Here is a 21,462-nt window from a genome sequence, read left to right as displayed (position 1 = left end):
AGCAATAATTTGCCCAATATCTTTATTATTAAGCGGCAGGTTATGGAAACAGGGTGCTTAACACTGGGACAATCAGGCGAAACGTCTTGTACCTCTACATTGAGACACTGAAACAGAGACTGGATGCAATTAACCAGCTGCGCGTCGATCGCGCACTGGCTGCCATGGGACCTGCCTTCCAGCAAGTCTACAGTCTGCTGCCAACATTACTGCACTATCATCATCCGCTGATGCCGGGCTACCTTGAAGGTAGCGTTCCCCACGGCGTCTGCTTCTTCACGTCTGATGAAAACCAACAGCATATGCTGCAACAGTTGGCAGGCGATCAGTCTCTGGATCTCAGCACTGCCGTGAAAGGCGAACGTCCGATTACCGGCATCTATTCGATGGGCAGTACCTCTTCCATCGGGCAGAACAGCGTGTCCGATCTCGACATCTGGGTGTGTCACCAATCCTGGTTAGATAATGAAGAGCGCCTCAATCTGCAGCGTAAGTGTACGCTGTTGCAGAAATGGTGTGTGTCGATGGGTGTGGAAGTCAGTTTCTTCCTGATCGACGAGAACCGTTTCCGTCACAATGAGAGCGGCAGCCTCGGTGGCGAAGACTGCGGTTCTACCCAACATATTTTGCTGCTGGATGAGTTTTACCGCACCGCCGTTCGCATGGCGGGCAAACGCATCCTGTGGAACATGGTGCCCGGCGAAGAAGAGCACCATTACGACGATTACGTGATGTCACTCTATTCACAAGGTGTGTTAACGCCGAATGAGTGGCTGGATCTCGGCGGCCTCGGCACGCTGTCAGCCGAAGAGTACTTCGGTGCCAGCCTGTGGCAGCTGTATAAAAGCATCGATTCACCGTATAAAGCGGTGCTCAAAACTCTGCTGTTAGAAGCGTACAGCTGGGAATACCCGAACACGCAGTTGCTGGCGATGGATATCAAACAGCGCCTGCACGATGGCGAAATCGTCTGCTTCGGTCTCGACCCCTATTGCATGATGCTGGAGCGCGTGACGCGCTATCTGACCAGCGTTGATGACATGGCGCGCCTCGATTTAGTGCGTCGATGTTTCTATTTAAAAGTGTGTGAGAAGCTCTCGAGCGAAGATCACCATCATCACCGCTCAGGCTGGCGTCGCGAGATTTTGTCGCAGCTGGTGAAAGAGTGGGGTTGGGATGAAGAGAAACTTGCGGTGCTGGATAACCGCGCGCAGTGGAAAATCGAACGTGTGCGTGAAGCGCACAACGAACTGCTGGATGCGATGATGCAGAGCTATCGCAACCTGATCCGTTTTGCTCGTCGTAACAATTTAAGCGTCAGTGCCAGCCCGCAGGATATCGGCGTGCTGACGCGTAAACTGTATGCCGCGTTTGAAGCGCTGCCGGGTAAAGTGACGCTGGTGAACCCGCAGATTTCGCCCGACCTGTCGGAAGATAATCTGACCTTCATTCATGTGCCGGAAGGCCGCGCCAATCGCGCCGGTTGGTATCTTTACAACCAGTCGCCGGACATGAGTTCGATCATCAGCCATCAGCCGCTGGAATATAACCGCTACCTGAACAAGTTAGTGGCGTGGGCGTGGTTCAACGGTTTACTGACCAGCAAAACGCGCCTGCATATGAAAGGCAACGAATTTTGCGATCTGCCGCGTTTGCAGGAATTGGTGAACGATGTGTCGAGCCACTTCCCGTTGCGTGTACCGGCGCCGACGCCAAAAGCGTTGTACAGCCCGTGCGAAATTCGTCATCTGGCGATTATCGTCAATCTGGAACACGATCCGACCTCAGCCTTCCGCAATCAGGTGGTGCACTTTGATTTCCGCAAGCTTGATGTGTTCAGCTTCGGTCAGCAGCAGCAGTGCCTGATTGGCAGCATCGATCTGCTGTATCGCAATTCATGGAATGAAGTGCGTACGCTGCACTTCAGCGGTGAGCAGGCGATGATTGAAGCGCTGAAAACCATTCTCGGCAAAATGCATCAGGACGCCGCGCCACCGGATACGGTGGAAGTGTTCTGCTACAGCCAGCATCTGCGCGGTTTGATTCGTACCCGCGTGCAGCAGCTGGTGTCTGAGTGTATTGAGCTGCGACTGTCGAGTACTCGTCAGGAGCCAGGCCGCTTTAAAGCGCTGCGCATGGCTGGCCAGACGTGGGGCTTGTTCTTCGAGCGCATGAGCGTATCGGTGCAGAAGCTGGAAAATGCGGTGGAGTTCTACGGCGCGATTTCCAACAACAAACTGCACGGTTTGTCGATCAAAGTGGAATCGAATCAGACGCCATTGCCGCCGGTGGTGAATGGCTATGCTAGCGAAGGTATCATTCAGTTCTTCTTCGAAGACACCAATGACGATCGCGGCTTCAACATTTATATCCTCGATGAAACCAATCGCGTTGAGGTTTATCACCATTGCGAAGGCAGTAAAGAAGAGCTGGTGCGTGACGTGAGCCGTTTTTACTCCTCGTCGCATGACCGTTTCACCTACGGCTCCAGCTTTATCAACTTCAACCTGCCGCAGTTCTACCAGATTGTGCACGCGGGCGATCGCTTCCAGGTGATCCCGTTCCGCAGCCAGACGCTGACGCAGCTCTGCGCGACGCAACCCGATAACGACAACGGCGATTTCCAGCCGCGCTACCAAATGCACTGATCCCGCCCGCGTTCGCGCGGTGGGATTGGCTTTTCCTCTGACATGCGCCCGGATTTGCGGGTATTTCCTGTTGCTTTTACAACGTCAACTGCGATGATAAGCAGCCAAGGCTTAAGGACAGGAAGAGCAGACAGAATGAGACACATGATAAGTCAGCTGGGTATCGCGCTGGCACTGGTCAGCCTGGTAGGCTGTGGCCTGAAAGGACCGCTGTATTTCCCGCCCAAAGATCAGCCGACCAAACAAAATCAGCAGGTCACCGAGCAGCAGCAAAAAGCGGCGCAGGATGCTGACGTTAACGGTTTAGTGACCAGCAAACCTGGTTCACAGGCGAACTAATCTCTATGAGTAATCCGGCGGAGCAGAAAATGCAGTTCTCGAAAATGCACGGTCTCGGCAACGATTTCATGGTTGTGGATGCTGTGACGCAAAACGTCTTTTTTTCGCCGGAACTGATTCGCCGTCTGGCGGATCGGCATCTGGGGATCGGTTTCGATCAGCTGCTGATCGTCGAACCGCCTTACGATCCGGATCTCGATTTTCATTACCGAATTTTCAACGCCGATGGCAGTGAAGTGGCCCAGTGCGGCAACGGCGCGCGCTGTTTCGCTCGCTTTGTGCGCCTGAAAGGGCTGACCAACAAAAGCGACATTCGCGTGAGCACGCAAACCGGGCGCATGGTGCTAAGCGTAACCAGCGATGAGCTGGTGCGTGTCAACATGGGTGAACCCAACTTCGATCCGCAGCAGGTGCCGCTGCGCGCCAATAAAGCGGAAAGCCTGTATCTGCAACGTGTTGCGGAGCAAACCGTGATGTTTGGTGCGGTGTCGATGGGTAATCCGCACTGCGTGATTCAGGTTGAAAGTGTCAAAACGGCCGCCGTGGAAACCCTCGGTCCGATTCTGGAAAGCCATGAGCGCTTCCCGGAGCGCGTTAACGTTGGCTTTATGGAAGTGGTTAATCCTGAACACATTCGTCTGCGCGTGTACGAACGCGGCGCAGGTGAAACTCAGGCTTGTGGCAGCGGCGCTTGCGCAGCCGTTGCCTGCGGCATTCAGCAGGGCATTCTGGCGGAGAAAGTCCGCGTTGATTTGCCCGGTGGAACCTTGCATATCGCCTGGAAAGGGGCAGGTCAGCCGCTGCACATGACCGGCCCAGCCACACACGTCTACGATGGGTTTATTCATCTATGAAAAATGTCGAAGAGCAAACCGACAGTGCGGTTTTGCTGGACGATCAGTCGGTAAGCGCCTTTCTGCGCCAGAATCCCGATTTCTTTATTCGTAATGCGCGCCAGGTTGAACAGATGATGGTGCCGCACCCGGTGCGCGGCAGCGTATCGCTGGTGGAGTGGCATATGGCGCGTCAGCGTAACCATATCCATCAACTGGAAGAGGAGATCACGCTGTTGATGGAGCAGGCCACAGCCAACCATCAATTGTTCGATCGTCTGCTGGGGTTACAAGGCCATCTGGCCGCAGCGGACAGCTTGCAGGAAATGCTAACGCGTCTGCACCGCTGGGCGCGTGAGCTGGGTCTTGCTGGTGCTAATGTGCGGGTGTTCAACGATCACTGGCACATCGGTGCGCCTTCTGATTTCACCCAACTGGGCCTTTCACGTCAGGCCTTTGAGCCGCTGCGCATTCAACGCTTTGGTGATGAGCATCACTACCTTGGTAGCCTGAATGGCCCGGAGTTACTGCTGCTGTTGCCACAGGCGAAAGCCATCGGTTCTGTGGCGATGTCGCTGATGGGCGAACGCGGCGAGCTTGGCGTGCTGATCTTCAGCAGCCGCGACAACCAGCACTATCAAGCGGGCATGGGCACCTTACTGCTGCAGCATCTGGCGCAAATGCTGCCGGATCTGTTGTCTCGCTGGATTGAACGCGCATGAGTGGCGTCAGCCCGCTGCAGCCTGCCGTTGAGGGCTTTCTGCGTTATTTGAAAGTCGAACGCCAGCTCAGCCCGTTGACGCAAAAGAATTACACCCGCCAGTTGCAGGCGATGACCGCCATGGCCGATGAGATGAAGATCGTCGCCTGGACGCAGCTCGAGCCTGCACAGGTTCGCCAGCTGGCGGCACGCAGCCGCCGTGCCGGATTAGGGCCCAGCAGCCTGGCGTTACGCATGTCGGCGCTGCGCAGTTTTCTTGACTGGCAGGTCAGTCAGGGCATGTTGAGTGCCAATCCAGCCAAAGGGATTTCCACGCCGCGCAATGCCCGCCATCTGCCAAAAAATATGGATGTCGACGAGGTTAACCAGCTGCTGGAGATCGACCTCAACGATCCGCTGGCGGTGCGCGACCGCGCGATGCTGGAAACCATGTACGGCGGCGGTTTGCGTTTGTCGGAGCTGGTGGGCATGGATTGTCGTCATGTCGATCTTGATGCCGGTGAAGTGTGGGTCGTGGGTAAAGGCAGTAAAGAGCGACGTGTGCCGATTGGTGGCACGGCGGTGACCTGGCTACAACACTGGCTGCTACTGCGTGAAAGCTTCGCGCCGCAGGATAATGCGATGTTCGTCTCCAGCCGCGGCACGCGTATATCGACGCGTAACGTGCAAAAGCGCTTTGCCGAGTGGGGCATTAAGCAGGGCGTGGCCAACCATATTCATCCGCATAAACTGCGTCACTCTTTTGCGACCCATTTGCTCGAATCGAGTGGCGATCTGCGTGCGGTGCAGGAACTGCTCGGCCACGCCAATCTGTCGACCACGCAAATCTATACCCATCTCGATTTCCAGCATCTGGCGACCGTTTACGATGCGGCACATCCACGTGCTAAACGAGGGAAGTCTTAATGAAGTTCTATCGCCCGCTGGGCCCGATCAAAGCGATCACCTTCGATCTCGACGATACGCTGTATGACAATCATCCGGTGATCCGTAAAACCACCGCCGAATCCCACGCTGCGTTGCAGGCCTTCCATCCGGCACTGCGTGAATTCACGCCGGCTGATTATCAGGCGCTGCGTGACGAATTGCTGGCGCGTGAGCCGGAGATTTATCATGACGTGTCTGAGTGGCGCCGCCGCTCGGTTGAGCTGGCAATGATCAACATCGGCTTATCCGCTGCTGAAGCCAGCGCCGGTGCCAGCGAAGTGATGGGGGTGTTCCATCAGTGGCGCAGCGAAGTCGAGATGCCAGATGAGACGCACCAAACGCTGACGTGGCTAGGCGAGCGCGTGCCGCTGGTGGCAATCACCAATGGCAATGCCTGTCCGGAAAAACTGGGAATTCACCACTACTTCCAGTTCGCCCTGCGCGCTGGCCCGCACGGCCGTGCTAAGCCGTGGCAGGATATGTATCAGCTGGCGGCTGAGCGTTTGAACATCGCACCTGAGCATATTCTCCACGTAGGCGATGATCTCACCACCGATGTGGCCGGTTCAGTAAATGCGGGCATGCAAGCCTGCTGGATCAACCTGCGTGATGGCAATTTAATGAAGATTGATGATGCGCGTTTACTGCCGCACGTCGAAATTCATCAGTTGGCATCGCTGACCTCGCTGCTATAATGCTGTATGTTCATCCAGCTAATGGCTGGATGATGGCTGGCATCTCCTGACGCACCAATCGTAGCGGCGCAATTCTTTGCGCGATAAATCACGCCGCTACAAATGATGCGTTGAGGTTATGCTGGAGAGCGACATTTCTGACCCCCCCTTATTTTGCAAAACGGTGCTTATGGACGTTTCTGATCTGCTTAACGGCTTGAATGACAAACAGCGCGAGGCGGTCGCCGCGCCGCGCAGCAATCTGCTGGTGCTGGCCGGGGCAGGCAGTGGCAAAACGCGCGTGCTGGTGCATCGCATTGCCTGGCTGCTGTCGGTAGAAAATTGCTCGCCTTATTCGATCATGGCGGTGACCTTTACCAACAAAGCAGCGGCAGAAATGCGCCATCGTATCGATCAGCTGATCGGCACCAGTCAGGGTGGTATGTGGATCGGCACCTTCCACGGACTGGCGCACCGTTTACTGCGCGCGCACCATCTTGACGCCAACCTGCCGCAGGATTTCCAGATTCTCGATAGCGACGATCAGCTACGCCTGCTTAAGCGCCTGATCAAAGCCATGAACCTGGATGAGAAGCAGTGGCCCGCTCGTCAGGGCATGTGGTACATCAACGGCAAAAAAGATGAAGGGCTGCGGCCAAAACACATCGAAAGCTACGGCAACCCGATTGAGCAAACCTGGCTGCGCATCTATCAGGCCTATCAGGAAGCGTGCGATCGTGCCGGGCTGGTGGATTTTGCCGAACTGCTGCTGCGCGCCCATGAGCTGTGGCTGAATAAGCCGCATATCCTGAATCACTACCGCGAGCGTTTCAGCAACGTGCTGGTGGACGAATTCCAGGATACGAACAACATCCAGTATGCCTGGATTCGCATGCTGGCGGGTGATACCGGTCGCGTGATTATCGTCGGGGATGACGATCAGTCGATCTATGGCTGGCGCGGTGCGCAGGTGGAGAACATCCAGCGCTTCCTGCAGGATTTCCCTGGCGCAGAAACTATTCGTCTGGAGCAGAACTACCGCTCGACCAATAACATCCTGAAAGCCGCCAACACGCTGATCGCTAATAATAATGGCCGCCTCGGTAAAGAGCTGTGGACCGATGGCAGCGACGGCGAAAAGATTTCCCTCTACTGCGCGTTTAACGAATTAGACGAATCGCGCTTCGTGGTGAACCGCATCAAAACCTGGCATGAGAACGGCAACGCGCTGCAGGATTGCGCGATTCTCTACCGCAGCAACGCCCAATCGCGCGTGCTGGAAGAAGCGTTGTTACAAGCCAGCATGCCGTACCGCATTTACGGTGGCATGCGCTTCTTCGAACGTCAGGAAATCAAAGATGCGCTGGCGTATCTGCGCCTGATGGCGAACCGCAATGATGATGCCGCATTCGAACGCGTGGTGAACACACCGGTGCGCGGCGTCGGCGATCGCACATTGGATGTGGTACGTCAGACCGCGCGCGATCAGCAATTGACGCTGTGGCAAGCCACGCGGGAACTGCTGCAAAACAAAGCCCTGGCGGGACGTGCGGCTTCTGCGCTGCAGCGCTTCTGCGAGCTGGTGGATTCACTGGCAACCGAAACCTCCGACATGCCTCTGCACGTACAAACCGATCGCGTAATCAAAGATTCCGGCTTGTGGATTATGTACGAGCAGGAAAAGGGCGAGAAAGGCCAGGCGCGTATCGAAAACTTAGAGGAGCTGGTGACGGCCACGCGCCAGTTCAGCTATCAGGACGAAGATGAAGATCTGATGCCGCTGCAGGCGTTTCTGTCGCATGCGGCGCTGGAAGCGGGTGAAGGCCAGGCCGACAAATGGCAGGATGCGGTGCAACTGATGACCATGCACTCGGCGAAAGGTCTTGAATTCACCCAGGTGTTTATCGTGGGTATGGAAGAGGGCATGTTCCCGAGCCAGATGTCGCTGGATGAAGGTGGCCGCCTGGAAGAAGAACGTCGTCTTGCCTACGTTGGCGTCACGCGCGCGATGGAGAAGCTGACGCTGACCTACGCCGAAACTCGCCGCCTTTATGGTAAAGAAGTGTATCACCGTCCATCGCGTTTCATTGGCGAATTGCCGGAAGAGTGCGTCGAGGAAGTGCGTCTGCGCGCCAGCGTCAGCCGTCCGGTGAGCCATCAACGCATGGGCACGCCGATCACGGAAAACGACAGTGGTTTCGCGCTGGGCCAGCGTGTACGCCATGCCAAATTCGGCGAAGGCACCATTATCAACCTCGAAGGCAGCGGTGAACACAGCCGCTTGCAGGTGGCGTTTCAGGGCCAGGGCATCAAGTGGCTGGTGGCGGCGTACGCGCGTCTGGAAACGGTGTAGCGCCGTTGCGTTACCTTGACGACTTTTTCGTCTCAGCGTAACATGCGCGCACTATTATCATGAGAGGACAATGCCTTGGACGCGCCCAGTCGATGCTGGCTCAACCGCCTGTTTAACAGGAATAACATCTAAGGCTACCTCAATACGCGGGTAGCCTTAGCGGTTATCAGCGACCTCCCTTTACACTCTCGTCGCACGAGTCAGCACTGATGTACCCTTGAAGCGAAAGTTTCCGCGTTCAGGCTTTGCCGTGCCCGTTTTGCCTTAGGCATCTCGGTGTACCGCCTTGTCCCATTAAGTCTGCAATGGGGAGTATTGCTATGCTGAGCGCCTTTAAACTCGAACGTGATCGCTTGACGCGTATCGAGCTGGAAGACAATAACGACACACTGAACACTTCGGTATGGGTCGATCTTATCGAGCCCGACGACAGTGAGCGTGATCGTGTGCAAACTGAGCTGGGCCAAAGCCTGGCGACGCGTCCGGAGCTGGAAGATATCGAGGCCTCCGCACGTTTCTTCGAAGATGAAGATGGCCTGCACATTCACTCCTTCTTCTTCTTTGAAGATGCGGAAGACCACGCTGGCAACTCCACCGTGGCGTTCACCATTCGCGAAGATCGCCTGTATACGCTGCGCGAACGTGAGCTGCCGGCTTTCCGTCTGTATCGTATGCGTGCGCGTAACCAGACGCTGACCGATGGTAACGCCTACGAACTGTTGCTGGATCTGTTTGAGACTAAAATCGAACAGCTGGCGGATGAGATCGAGAACATCTATAGCGCGCTGGAAAAACTCAGCCGCGTGATCATGGAAGGTCAGCAGGGCGAAGAGTACGATCAGGCGCTATCGCGTCTGGCTGAGCTGGAAGATATCGGCTGGAAAGTGCGCCTGTGTCTGATGGATACCCAGCGTGCGCTTAACTTCCTGGTGCGTAAAGCGCGCTTGCCGGGCAATCAGCTGGAGCAGGCGCGTGAAATCCTGCGCGATATCGAATCGCTGCTACCGCATAACGAATCGCTGTTCCAGAAGGTGAACTTCCTAATGCAGGCGGCGATGGGCTTTATCAACATCGAGCAGAACCGCATCATCAAAATCTTCTCGGTGGTGTCGGTGGTGTTCCTGCCGCCCACGCTGGTGGCATCCAGTTACGGGATGAACTTTGAGTTTATGCCGGAGCTGAAGTGGAGCTTCGGTTATCCTGGCGCGATCTCCCTGATGATCCTCGCCGGTTTAGCGCCGTACCTCTACTTCAAACGTAAAAACTGGTTGTAACCATTTTGGGGCCGCGTTTGCGGCCCTTTAAACTGGCGCTGCTACATAATTCTGCGTAGGCTATTGTCACTTCTCACTTTCTGATTTCCACCCTATGGCGCGTTTCTCCTTGCGACAGCAGTGGACCGTTCTGCTGATTGCTTCGTTAGTACTGGGGATTATCCTCCAGCTGTTTCACCTTCCCGCTGCACTGTTATTAGGGCCGATGATTGTCGGTACCGTGATGGGCCTGTCTGGTGCCACCGTGCGCATCGATAAGCGTTTTTTCGTGCTGGCACAGGCGGTATTGGGCTGCATGATCGGCCAAACGCTTTCCCCTGCCATCCTTTCGCCGCTGCTTAATGATTGGCCGGTGGTGTTAGCCGTGCTGGTGCTGACGCTGGCGGCCAGCGGCCTATCGGGGTTTTTGCTGGTACGCTTCAGTAACCTGCCGGGGCCAACGGGCGCATGGGGATCCTCACCCGGCGGCGCGTCTGCGATGGTGGCAATGGCCGGTGACTTCGGGGCGGATGTGCGCTTAGTGGCGTTTATGCAGTATTTGCGTGTGCTGTTTGTGGCTACCGCAGCGGCAGTGGTGGCACGTATTGGCCTTGGCACCATCGGTGGTGCCGTAGAGCTGGTATGGTTCCCTGCCTTACAAAGTAGCTTCATCCTGACATTAGTGGTGATGTTTGCCGGTGCGTGGCTGGGTCAAAAACTGCGTATCCCTTCGGGTGCGCTACTGCTGCCTGCTCTGATTGGCGCCACGCTGCACGGCACCGATGTTGCCACTTTGCAGGTGCCGGAATGGCTGCTGGCGCTGGCGTATGCGTTGATTGGCTGGAGCGTGGGTTTGCGCTTCACGCGTCCCATCTTCCTGCTGGCATTGCGTACTCTGCCGCAAATGCTGGTGTCGATTTTTGGGTTGATGCTGCTGTGTGGTGGATTGGCGTGGATGCTGACGCAGGTGCTGCATGTCGATCTCATGACGGCGTATCTGGCAACCAGCCCAGGCGGGCTTGATACTGTGGCGATTATTGCGGCGGGCAGCCGGGTCGATATCGCATTTGTGATGGCGTTGCAGACGTTACGCCTGTTCACCATCCTGCTGACCGGCCCGGCTATCGCGCGCTTTATCTCACGCTACGCGCACGCGGGTGCGAGCTGAGAACGCGACGGCATCAACGATAAATACGGCGAGTGCCAGCCAGATAAAGCCGAAGGTGACCATCTTGTCTGGCGTCAGGCTCTCGCCGTAGAACACCACCGCCAGCAGGAACATCAACGTCGGGCCGATGTACTGGAAGAAACCCACGGTCGACAGGCGCAGACGCGTGCAGGCGGCAGCAAACAGCATCAGCGGAATGGTAGTGACGATGCCCGCCGCGATCAGCTTTAGATTGAGGCTCATTGGATTGGCGCTGAGGTGGCTGGTGGCGCTGTCAGCAAAGCCAAACAAGTAGATGGCCGCCAGCGGGAATAACCACGCGGTTTCGATCAGCATGCCGCTCTGCGCATCCACCTGAATTTTCTTTCTCAGCAAACCATAGACGGCAAAACTCAGCGCCAGTCCCAGCCCAATGATCGGTAGCGATCCAAACTGCCATAGCTGCACCAGCACACCAATAGTCGCCAGCATCACCGCCACCCACTGCAAGCGACGGAAGCGCTCGCGCAGGAACAGCATGCCAAACACCACGTTAATCAGCGGGTTAATAAAGTAACCAAGGCTGGCTTCCAGCATATGCTGATTATTCACCGCCCAGATAAACAGCAGCCAGTTGCCGCCAATGGTGACCGCGGTGACGGCCAGCAGCAGCACTTTCTTCGGTTGAGCCAGCACTGTGCGCACCTGCTTCCAGCTGCGGCTCAGGGTAATCAGCACCAGCATAAACAGTGCCGACCAAATCACGCGATGCGTCATGATTTCCGTGGGTGGCACTTCTTTCACCAGCTTGAAGTAGGCTGGCGCAATGCCCCAGATAAAATAAGCGCCGAGCGCGAAGCCCACACCCTGACGCGTTTGTTGCGTTTCCATCATGGTTTCCAGATACGTAATTTAACCAATCAAATAAGTAGCGGTGGCGGTGGCGATGTAATCACCCTGCTGATTGTGTAACTCAACCCGCGCCACCGCGACCTTGTTGCCTGCCCGCAGCAGGCTGCTGGTGGCGACAAAGCGCTCGCCACGTCCGGGGCGCAGATAGTCAACGCGCATATCGATAGTGCCCATGCGCGACAGACGCTGACGCAACTCCTCTTCGCTGATGCTCTCCTGACGCGAAAGCGCATGACTGACGCACACCAGCCCGGCGGCGACATCCAGCACTGAGGCAATCACGCCACCGTGCAAAATATGCTGGGCGGCATTACCCACCAGCATGGTTTTGTTGGCAAAGCCCAGCTCGGCGTAATCGGCTTCGAGGCGATCCAGCTCCAAGCCCAGCGCCTGATTGAACGGCATATGATAGACAAAGATTTCGCCAATCAGACGGCGAGCTTCCTGCTGTGACAGCAACGGGGATGACATGTTTTCTGCCTTAAGATGTTAAAGAGTTGTGTATATTATGCCGCGTTCGCGCTGCTTTCCAGTTTCGGTAATCGGCGCTGATCAACCGCGGGCTTTGCGTGTAGAATGGCGTGCTTTTTGAACATGGGCCTAATAATGACAACACGCAGTTCCCTGGAGAATGTTATGCGTAAGCTATACGCGTTGCTGGTTGCAGCTTTGATGATACCTGCACTGGCACAGGCTGATGAAGCCACCATAAAAGAGGTGCATGACGCCCCGGCAGTCAAGGGCAGCATTATTGCTAACCTGTTGGAGAAACACGATAACCCGTTCGTGCTTTATCCTTACGAAAACAACTATTTGCTCTACACCTACACCAGTGACATGAACAAAGAGGCGATCTCTTCGTACAACTGGGCTGACAAAGCAAAAAATGATGAAGTAAAATTCCAGCTCAGCCTGGCGTTCCCGCTGTGGCGTGGCATTCTGGGTGATAACTCGGTACTGGCCGCGTCCTATACGCAACGCTCGTGGTGGCAGCTCTCTAACCGTGGAGCCTCATCGCCGTTCCGTGAAACCAACTATGAACCGCAGATTTTCCTCGGCTGGGCAACGGATTACACCTTTGCGGGTTGGACACTGCGCGACATTGAAACCGGTCTGAACCACGAGTCAAATGGCCGCAGCGATCCGACTTCACGCAGCTGGAACCGCGTTTATGCACGCCTGATGGCGCAGAACGGTAACTTCCTCGCGGAAATCAAACCCTGGTATCGCATTCCAGAAAATGAAAATAATGATGATAACCCCGACATCACCAAGTACATGGGCTACTATCGCGCCAAGCTTGGTTATGAAGTGGGCGAGAGCATTTTCAGCGTGGAAGGCAACTACAACTGGAACAGCGGCTTTGGTGGCGCGACATTTGCCTGGAGCTATCCTATCTCTGAGCATGTGCGCTTTTACACCCAGCTGTTCAGCGGGTATGGTGAATCGCTTATCGACTATAACCACCGCCAGACCCGTTTTGGCGTGGGCGTAACACTTAACGATCTGTTCTAACCAGTCAGAAAAACAGGATTACCGTGGCAACATCGGCAGTGCTTAATCAGGAAATGCTGGCGCAGCAGGTATTACAAGATACCTTCGGCTACCAGCAGTTTCGTCCCGGTCAGCAAACCATCATCGAAACCGCGCTCGCAGGGCGTGATTGTCTGGTGGTGATGCCGACCGGCGGCGGGAAATCGCTGTGCTATCAAATCCCGGCGCTGGTGCGCGAAGGGCTGACGCTGGTGGTTTCACCGCTGATATCACTGATGAAAGATCAGGTCGATCAACTGCTGGCTAACGGCGTGGCGGCGGCGTGTCTCAACTCGACGCAGACGCGTGAGCAGCAGCAGCAGGTGTTTGCAGATTGTCGTACCGGCAAGCTGAAGCTGCTGTATATCGCGCCTGAACGCCTGATGATGGATAATTTCCTCGACAGCCTGCGCCAGTGGAATCCGGTGATGCTGGCGGTGGATGAAGCGCACTGCATCTCGCAATGGGGCCATGATTTCCGCCCGGAATATGGCTCGATTGGTCAGCTTCGTCAGCACTTCCCGGAATTGCCGGTGATGGCGCTAACGGCTACCGCTGATGAAACCACGCGTAATGACATCGCCCATCTGTTGCAGATGGACGATCCGCTGATTCAGATCAGCAGCTTTGACCGCCCCAACATTCGTTACACCTTGGTGGAGAAATTTAAACCCACCGATCAGCTGTTGCGCTATGTGCAGGAGCAGCGCGGTAAAAGCGGCATCATTTACTGCAACAGCCGTGCCAAAGTGGAAGACACTGCCGCGCGTCTGCAAAGCCGTGGACTGAGTGTTGGCGCCTATCACGCCGGTATTGAGAGCGGTCAGCGTGCGCATGTGCAGGAAGCCTTCCAGCGCGATGACTTGCAAATTGTGGTCGCCACCGTCGCGTTTGGTATGGGTATTAACAAACCTAACGTGCGTTTCGTGGTGCACTTCGACATTCCACGCAATATCGAATCCTACTATCAGGAAACCGGTCGCGCCGGACGTGATGGCCTGCCGGCAGAAGCAATGATGCTGTACGATCCGGCGGATATGGCATGGCTACGTAAGTGTCTGGAAGAAAAAGCGCCCGGCCCATTGCAGGATATTGAGCGCCATAAACTCAACGCCATGGGCGCGTTTGCTGAAGCGCAAACCTGCCGTCGTTTGGTGCTGCTCAACTACTTTGGTGAAGGTCGCCAGCAGCAGTGCGGTAACTGCGATATTTGTCTCGATCCCCCGCGTCGTTACGATGGATTGGTGGAGGCGCAGAAGGCGCTTTCCAGCATCTATCGTACCGGCCAGCGCTTTGGCATGGGCTATATTGTCGACGTGCTGCGTGGTTCCACCAACCATCGCATCCGTGATAACGGGCACGACAAATTGCCGGTGTACGGCATTGGTCGTGAGCAGAGCCAGGAGCATTGGGTCAGCGTGTTGCGTCAGCTGATTCATCTCGGCATGGTGACGCAAAATATTGCCATGCACTCCGCCTTACAGCTGACCGAAGCGGCACGTCCAGTGCTGCGCGCCGAAGTGCCTTTGATGTTGGCGGTACCACGTATTGTCACAGTGAAGAGTCGCAGCAGTTCGCCGAAGGTACACAGTGGCAATTACGATCGCACGCTGTTTGGCAAGCTGCGTAAATTGCGTAAGGCGATTGCAGACGAATCCAATATTCCGCCGTACGTGGTATTTAACGATGCCACGTTGATTGAGATGGCGGAGCAAATGCCGATTACCGCGTCAGAAATGCTGAGCGTGAACGGTGTCGGTCATCGCAAACTGGAGCGTTTTGGTAAACCGTTCCTGGTGATGATCAAAGAACATGTCGATGAAGAGTAAAGGAAAGAAACCATGTTGATGTTATTCGCCACCGTTGCGCTGGTGCATTTGGTTGCGCTGATGAGTCCAGGCCCGGACTTCTTCTTTGTGTCGCAAACGGCGGCCAGCCGCTCGCGCAAAGAGGCGATGATGGGTGTCTTTGGCATCACGTTGGGGATCGTGATTTGGGCGGGCGTCGCGCTGATGGGCCTGCATCTGATCCTGCAAAAAATGGCCTGGTTGCATGAGATCATCATGGTCGGCGGCGGCCTGTATCTGCTGTGGATGGGCTGGCAGCTATTGCGCTCAGCGCGTCAGCAGCACAAAGCCCCACAGGTTGGTGCACCGGTGGTTGAACTGCCAAAGAGAGGCATGAGCTTCCTGAAAGGTTTTCTGACCAACCTGTCGAATCCAAAAGCCATTATTTACTTCGGTAGCGTGTTCTCGCTGTTTGTGGGTAATGACGTGGGTGCGATGGAGCGTTGGGGCCTGTTTCTGCTGATTATCGGCGAGACCTTTGCCTGGTTCACGCTGGTCGCGGCGATTTTTGCACTGCCGTGGATGCGTGATAAGTATCAGCGTATGGCGAAGTGGGTTGATGGGATGGCGGGCGTACTGTTTGCTGGATTCGGCATCCACCTGATTATCTCGCGTTAACAATCCGGTCGCCATAAATGGCGACCCTACCACGCCGGCAGGTGCGCATTTCTGCGCACCTGGCGCAAATCATGCCATTTTGCGCGCACTCGCCAGTAGTGCACCGACTGCCATAAACAGTCCACCAAACGTGCGGTTCATCAGCTTCATCTGCTTTGGCCCTTTAATCCAGCCTGCAATACGTGTTGCCAGCGTGGCATAACCAATCATCACGATAATATCGACCACGATGGTGGTGACACCGAGCACCAGATACTGCATCAGCTGCGGCTGATGTGGCTGAATAAACTGCGGGAACAGCGCGGCGAGGAATACGATACTTTTTGGGTTGGTGAGGTTCACCAGTATGGCGCGCTTGAACAAACGACGACGTGGCATCGCTTTCGCCACGGCATCCAAATCAATACCGCCCGCAGCACGCCACTGCTGAATGCCCAGCCACACCAGATAGGCGGCACCTGCCCACTTCAGCACTTCAAACGCCAGAAGCGATTGTGAAAACAGTGCGCCAAGACCGGCACCCACCAGCACAATGTGAATCGCCAGGCCAAGTTGTAAGCCAGTGATAGAGGCTGCCGCACCGCGATAGCCATGGCTAATGCCAGTGCTCATGGTGTTGATGGCACCGGAACCGGGTGAAAGGCTGAGGATAGTTGTGGTCAACAGGTAGGTTAACCACCATTCAATGGTCATGCGTGACATTCCCTGAAGTGAACGAAGTGTGACACAATACGCCAGAATATCGCGGTGCGCTATGGCGTACAGATGCGCGATGGGGCTTTTTTTCAGGGGGACAGATGCAGCATCACAAACAGCGTTGGCTCGGGCGAGAGAGAGGCTTTTCAGCCTTTGCCACCGGTCCGCTGCTCGACTTCTGGCGTCGTCGTGAAGAGTGCGAATTCACCGGCGTAGGTAACCTGAAGATTCGCTATGTTCGTTTCACCTCACCGCAACATCGCCGTGTCATCCTGATTGTTCCTGGCCGCATCGAAAGCTATATCAAATACCCTGAACTGGCTTACGATCTGTTCCACTGCGGTTATGACGTGGTGATTATTGACCATCGCGGGCAGGGCCGCTCCGATCGCTTGCTGGCCGATTCGCATCGCGGCCATGTGGTTGAGTTCAGCCACTACGTTGACGATTTAGAAACGCTGTATCTGAAAGAGATCGTCAGTAACCATTATCAGCAGCGCTACGTGCTGGCGCATTCGATGGGCGGTGCGATTTTAGCGCTGTTTCTGGCGCGTCAGCCGCAGGCGTTCCATGCCGCTGTGTTTTCGGCACCGATGTTCGGCATCGTGCTGCCGTTGCCTGACTGGATGGCGCACCCGATTTTGGACTGGGCGGAAAAACTGCCGGCGATACGCGAACGCTATGCGCTCGGCACCGGCCGCTGGCGTGCCAGTCCGTTTGGTATTAATCGCCTGACGCACAGCCGGGAACGCTATCGGCGCAACCTGCGTTTTTACGCGGACGATCCGGGGCTGCGCGTCGGTGGCCCGACTTATCATTGGGTGCGTGAAGGCGTGTATGCCGGGCGCAGCATCATTAGCCAGGCGGCGAAAATCACCACGCCATCACTGGTATTGCAGGCCAGTGAAGACGATGTGGTAGACAACCGCTCGCAAGATATTTTTTGTACGGCGATGGCCGACGCGGGGCATCCCTGCGAAGGCACCGTGCCGTATGTGATTCAAGGCGCGCGTCACGAGATTTTGTTTGAAACAGACGCCATGCGCGCTGAAGCGCTCAACCTGGTGGTCGATTTTTTCGAGCGCCACGTTTAACTCATTTTCCGATATCAATACCAGAGGTTTACATGTACCACATCGTCGCATCCGACCTGGATGGCACGCTGCTCTCACCGGAACACCGACTGACACCTTTTGCCCGTACCACGCTGCAGGAACTGGTGGCGCAAGATGTCCACTTCGTTTTCGCCACCGGCCGTCACTATATCGACGTGGGCCAGATGCGCGACAACCTCGGCATTCCGGCGTACATGATCACCTCCAACGGTGCCCGCGTGCACAATGCAGAAGGTGAACTGGTGTTCAGCCATAACCTCGACGCCGATATCGCCAGCGAGCTTTACGGTCTGCAGTACCACGATGAGCATATCCTGACGCACGTGTATCGCGACGACGAGTGGTTTATGAGCCGCCACCGCCCGGAGGAGCAGGACTATTTCCGCGAGTCGGTGTTCAACTATCAGGTCTACCAGCCGGGCATGCTGGAAACCGATGGTATCAGCAAGGTGTTCTTTACCTGCGACGATCCTGAGCGTCTGGCGCCGCTGGAGCTGGCGATCGAAGCGCGCTGGGGCGATCGTGTGAATGTCAGTTTCTCACTGCCAACCTGTCTGGAAGTGATGGCGGGTGGCGTATCAAAAGGTCACGCGCTGGAAGCGGTATCGAAGCAGCTTGGCTTCTCACTGAAAGAGTGCATCGCTTTTGGGGATGGCATGAATGATGTGGAAATGCTGAGCATGGCCGGTAAAGGCTGCATCATGCGTAATGGGCAGCAGCGTCTGAAAGATACCTTGCCGACGCTCGAAGTGATTGGCAGCAACGCTGAAGACGCGGTGCCGCATACGCTGCGTAAGCTGTTCCTTGCTTAAAAAAATGGGCCGGTTAATCCGGCCCATTTTTGTTATGCCATCTGTTTCTTGTGCTTATGCTCGCTGACCATGGTGAGCAGCAACAAAATCACCGCCAACACTGATCCCGCAATCATCACCATGAAACCGCCATCCCAGCCGAAGTAGTCCACTGTGTAACCGACAATCGCACTGGCGGCGACGGAACCGCCGAGATAGCCAAACAAACCGGTAAAGCCCGCTGCAGTGCCCGCGGCTTTTTTCGGTGCCAGTTCCAGCGCATGCAGACCAATCAGCATCACCGGGCCGTAAATCAGGAAGCCGATGACGATCATGCACAGCATATCGATGCCTGGATTACCTGGCGGGTTAAGCCAGTACACCACCGTAGCGATGGTCACCAGTGTCATAAAGAACACGCCGGTGGCACCACGATTGCCTCTGAACACCTTGTCCGACATCCAGCCGCACAGCAGGGTGCCGGGAATGCCCGCATATTCATAGAAGAAGTAAGCCCACGAAGATTTATCCAGCGTGAAATGCTTCACCTCTTTCAGGTAGGTCGGTGACCAGTCGAGAATGCCGTAGCGCAGCAGGTAAACGAACACGTTGGCCAGAGCGATATACCACAGCAGCTTATTAGGCAGGATGTACTGCATGAAGATCTGCTTTGCCGTCAGTTCCTCTTCATGATTCTCGCTGTAATCCGGCGGGTAGTCGTTTTTGTACGCTTCAATCGGCGGCAGGCCACAGGATTGGGGGGTGTCGCGCATCAGCGCAAACGCAATGATAGCGATGAAGATGGCACCGAACGCCGGCATATACAGCGCAGCTTTCCAGTCGTTAAACCACGCCATGCCCAGCAGGAACAGCAGGGGCGGAATACCGCCGCCGACGTTATGCGCGCAGTTCCATACCGAGACAATCCCGCCACGCTCCTTCTGCGACCACCAGTGCACCATAGTGCGACCGCACGGTGGCCAGCCCATGCCCTGGAACCAACCACACAGGAATAGCAGCACAAACATCACCATGATGCTGGAGGTGGCCCAGGGTACAAAGCCCATAAAGAGCATCACCGCGGCGGCCAGAATCAGTCCGGCAGGTAAAAACACGCGTGGATTTGAGCGGTCGGAGACGGAACCCATGATGAACTTGGAGAAACCGTAAGCGATGGATATCCCGGACAGCGCAAAACCGAGATCGCCACGCGAGAAGCCCTGTTCGACTAAATAGGGCATCGCCAGCGCAAAGTTTTTACGGACCAGATAATAGGCGGCATAACCAAAGAAAATGCCGATGAAGATTTGCCAGCGCAGCCGACGATAAAGTGGATCGACACGATCGTCAGCGACTTGCGGCTGATGCGGTGCCGGTTTGAAGATACTCAACATGGATGTGGCCCTCCAGGGCGCAATATAGTTATGAATTCCCAGCAGGATGGGTCAAACGCCAACTGGCGCTAAAACAGACAGCAAAGTTCCATTTCGCGCAAAGGATAGTGATGGTTACGCTACGTTACTGTGATGTGTGACACAATTGTTACAGTTTGATGACATTTAAGAGCGATATAAACCAGGAAATGTTGGAATTCGCGCATTAAGCGTTGGGGCTTTTACGTTTAAAAGGGTAATCCATTGCGCTGCTGAAATAGATTTACTGCATCAGCAATTAACAGCCCGGTTTTACAAGCGAGCGATAAAGAGTTGGCTTAATGAAGCCAGGAGTTGTTTGGTTTTGTTTTGACCACTCGTCAACCAGATATTTAAGCCCGCTCACGACAGTTTGTTTACACTAGCGCCACTGTTCATTTTGGGATCGATGCCGTGCCGTTACTGATCGTTACCACCATTTTGTGGGCTTTTTCCTTTAGTTTGATAGGGGAATACCTTGCAGGCCAGGTTGACTCCTGGTTCTCTGTACTGATGCGCCTTGGGTTGGCCGCGATTGTCTTCCTGCCGTTCCTGCGCTGGAAGGGCTATCGCGCCTCAACCATCCTGCTGTATATGCTGGTGGGGATGCTGCAACTCGGCGTAATGTACCTGCTGAGTTTTGAGGCTTATACCTACCTCAGCGTGACAGAATTCCTATTGTTTACCGTGATGACGCCGCTCTACGTCACGCTGATTTACGATTTGCTCAGCAGACGTCGACTGCGAATCGGCTATGCTTTCAGCGCGCTGTTGGCGGTAGCCGGTGCGGCCATCATCCGTTACGACAAAGTCAGCGATCACTTCTGGTTCGGTTTACTGCTGGTTCAGGCGGCTAACATCTGCTTCGCCATTGGTATGGTCGGTTACAAGCGTTTGCAGGAAACCCGCCCGATGCCGCAACACACGGCATTCTCGTGGTTCTATTTAGGCGCGGTGATCATTGCCATCATTGCCTGGAGCCTGTGGGGTAATCCGAACAAGCTGCCGACTACAAACCTGCAATGGGGCATTCTGGTGTGGCTGGGCGTAGCGGCATCCGGTCTAGGCTACTTTATGTGGAACTACGGTGCGACGCAGGTCGATGCGGGTACGTTGGGCATCATGAACAACATGCACGTACCGGCGGGCTTACTGGTGAACCTGGCGATCTGGCAGGAAAAACCGCACTGGCCGAGCTTTATTGCCGGGGCGATTGTCATTTTCGCTTCACTTTACGTGCACAAGCGTTGGGTAGTAGGGCATGTCGCTAAAAGCGATGCCTAAATGGCCGAGCTGAATTGCTAACAAGCTCGTTGCTTTGCTCTAGCTTCGAATAAGCAGCACCTAAGCCAGAGGGAAGAGACAGGCAAATCCACAGGGAAGTGAGATTCCTTCGTGATCGGAGCGGCCGGTATCTGACCTGATATCAAAGCGACACCTAAAGCCTAAGGGAAGGGATAGCGTGGCAGAGGAGCAAAGCATCCGAGCCATGGAGGGCGAGGCTGACCCACAGGGATGTGGGTTTCCTTTGCGATCTGCCACGCTATCCCTGACTGAGCACTAACACATAGCAATCAGCCCTTTCCTGACTGAGCACTCACACATAGCAATCAGCCCTTTCCTGACTGAGCACTAACACGTAG

Annotated in this window: 19 protein-coding genes; 15 read left to right on the top strand and 4 right to left on the bottom strand. The window is 55.4% G+C overall.

Annotation, left to right across the window (positions count from 1 at the left end):
• The first annotated feature begins 86 nt into the window (after window positions 1–86).
• The 9 genes from LBW88_RS18340 (at window position 87) to LBW88_RS18300 (ending at window position 10,916) form a co-directional block, all read left to right on the top strand.
• Complete coding sequence (locus LBW88_RS18340) at window positions 87–2,648, top strand: class I adenylate cyclase (protein WP_224933787.1); 2,562 nt, start codon at window positions 87–89, stop codon at window positions 2,646–2,648.
• A 135-nt stretch (window positions 2,649–2,783) separates the two neighbouring features.
• Window positions 2,784–2,987 carry an LPS translocon maturation chaperone LptM gene (lptM, locus tag LBW88_RS18335; protein WP_224933788.1) on the top strand — a complete coding sequence of 68 codons (204 nt, stop codon included), beginning with the start codon at window positions 2,784–2,786 and terminating at the stop codon, window positions 2,985–2,987.
• Window positions 2,988–3,016: 29 nt separating this feature from the next.
• Window positions 3,017–3,841: a diaminopimelate epimerase gene (dapF, locus tag LBW88_RS18330; protein WP_224933826.1), complete on the top strand. Its 825-nt coding sequence runs from the start codon at window positions 3,017–3,019 to the stop codon at window positions 3,839–3,841.
• Window positions 3,838–4,542, top strand: a complete 705-nt coding sequence (locus tag LBW88_RS18325) for a DUF484 domain-containing protein (RefSeq protein WP_224933789.1) — start codon at window positions 3,838–3,840, stop codon at window positions 4,540–4,542. Before dapF ends, LBW88_RS18325 begins: the two co-directional genes overlap by 4 nt.
• Window positions 4,539–5,447 (top strand): tyrosine recombinase XerC, encoded by a 909-nt coding sequence (gene xerC, locus LBW88_RS18320; protein ID WP_224933790.1) that lies wholly within the window; start codon window positions 4,539–4,541, stop codon window positions 5,445–5,447. The genes LBW88_RS18325 and xerC overlap by 4 nt, the downstream gene beginning before the upstream one ends.
• Complete coding sequence (yigB, locus tag LBW88_RS18315) at window positions 5,447–6,163, top strand: 5-amino-6-(5-phospho-D-ribitylamino)uracil phosphatase YigB (protein WP_224933791.1); 717 nt, start codon at window positions 5,447–5,449, stop codon at window positions 6,161–6,163. Before xerC ends, yigB begins: the two co-directional genes overlap by 1 nt.
• A 169-nt stretch (window positions 6,164–6,332) precedes the next feature.
• Window positions 6,333–8,495 carry a DNA helicase II gene (gene uvrD, locus LBW88_RS18310; RefSeq protein ID WP_224933792.1) on the top strand — a complete coding sequence of 721 codons (2,163 nt, stop codon included), beginning with the start codon at window positions 6,333–6,335 and terminating at the stop codon, window positions 8,493–8,495.
• 320 nt (window positions 8,496–8,815) lie between these two features.
• The gene (gene corA, locus LBW88_RS18305) at window positions 8,816–9,769 is read left to right on the top strand and encodes a magnesium/cobalt transporter CorA (protein WP_100701463.1); all 954 of its coding nucleotides are present in this window, start codon (window positions 8,816–8,818) and stop codon (window positions 9,767–9,769) included.
• A gap of 94 nt (window positions 9,770–9,863) precedes the next feature.
• A complete protein-coding gene (locus LBW88_RS18300) occupies window positions 9,864–10,916 on the top strand; it encodes an AbrB family transcriptional regulator (protein WP_224933793.1) in 1,053 nt (350 codons plus the stop codon).
• Here the strand turns inward: LBW88_RS18300 and rarD are convergent.
• Entirely contained in the window at window positions 10,887–11,786 is a 900-nt protein-coding gene (gene rarD / locus LBW88_RS18295) for an EamA family transporter RarD (protein ID WP_224933794.1), read from the bottom strand. The genes LBW88_RS18300 and rarD overlap by 30 nt on opposite strands.
• 21 nt (window positions 11,787–11,807) lie before the next feature.
• On the bottom strand, window positions 11,808–12,278 hold the full coding sequence (locus LBW88_RS18290) for a thioesterase family protein (RefSeq protein WP_224933795.1): 471 nt from the start codon (window positions 12,276–12,278) through the stop codon (window positions 11,808–11,810).
• A 165-nt stretch (window positions 12,279–12,443) separates the two neighbouring features.
• On the opposite strand from LBW88_RS18290, the gene pldA reads away from it, so the two are divergent.
• From pldA to rhtC, 3 genes are read left to right on the top strand one after another with little or no spacing between them, the layout of a single operon-like run.
• The gene (gene pldA, locus LBW88_RS18285; RefSeq protein ID WP_224933796.1) at window positions 12,444–13,322 is read left to right on the top strand and encodes a phospholipase A; all 879 of its coding nucleotides are present in this window, start codon (window positions 12,444–12,446) and stop codon (window positions 13,320–13,322) included.
• A 23-nt stretch (window positions 13,323–13,345) separates the two neighbouring features.
• On the top strand, window positions 13,346–15,169 hold the full coding sequence (gene recQ / locus LBW88_RS18280) for an ATP-dependent DNA helicase RecQ (RefSeq protein WP_100701458.1): 1,824 nt from the start codon (window positions 13,346–13,348) through the stop codon (window positions 15,167–15,169).
• A gap of 12 nt (window positions 15,170–15,181) precedes the next feature.
• Window positions 15,182–15,805, top strand: coding sequence for a threonine export protein RhtC (gene rhtC / locus LBW88_RS18275; RefSeq protein WP_224933797.1), 624 nt, complete (start codon window positions 15,182–15,184; stop codon window positions 15,803–15,805).
• A gap of 69 nt (window positions 15,806–15,874) precedes the next feature.
• Here the strand turns inward: rhtC and rhtB are convergent, their stop codons facing one another.
• On the bottom strand, window positions 15,875–16,498 hold the full coding sequence (rhtB, locus tag LBW88_RS18270; RefSeq protein WP_224933798.1) for a homoserine/homoserine lactone efflux protein: 624 nt from the start codon (window positions 16,496–16,498) through the stop codon (window positions 15,875–15,877).
• A gap of 104 nt (window positions 16,499–16,602) precedes the next feature.
• On the opposite strand from rhtB, the gene pldB reads away from it, so the two are divergent.
• Entirely contained in the window at window positions 16,603–17,595 is a 993-nt protein-coding gene (pldB, locus tag LBW88_RS18265) for a lysophospholipase L2 (RefSeq protein WP_224933799.1), read from the top strand.
• A gap of 32 nt (window positions 17,596–17,627) precedes the next feature.
• A complete protein-coding gene (gene yigL, locus LBW88_RS18260) occupies window positions 17,628–18,428 on the top strand; it encodes a sugar/pyridoxal phosphate phosphatase YigL (RefSeq protein ID WP_224933800.1) in 801 nt (266 codons plus the stop codon).
• A gap of 32 nt (window positions 18,429–18,460) precedes the next feature.
• Here the strand turns inward: yigL and glpT are convergent, their stop codons facing one another.
• The gene (gene glpT / locus LBW88_RS18255; RefSeq protein ID WP_224933801.1) at window positions 18,461–19,801 is read right to left on the bottom strand and encodes a glycerol-3-phosphate transporter; all 1,341 of its coding nucleotides are present in this window, start codon (window positions 19,799–19,801) and stop codon (window positions 18,461–18,463) included.
• Between the two features lie 432 nt (window positions 19,802–20,233).
• On the opposite strand from glpT, the gene LBW88_RS18250 reads away from it, so the two are divergent.
• Window positions 20,234–21,103, top strand: a complete 870-nt coding sequence (locus tag LBW88_RS18250) for a carboxylate/amino acid/amine transporter (protein WP_224933802.1) — start codon at window positions 20,234–20,236, stop codon at window positions 21,101–21,103.
• Window positions 21,104–21,462 lie beyond the last annotated feature (359 nt).

This window comes from Pantoea sp. alder81 (assembly GCF_020179835.1).
Taxonomy (GTDB): Bacteria; Pseudomonadota; Gammaproteobacteria; order Enterobacterales; family Enterobacteriaceae; genus Pantoea.
This window is presented reverse-complemented; position numbering and strand designations above follow the sequence as displayed.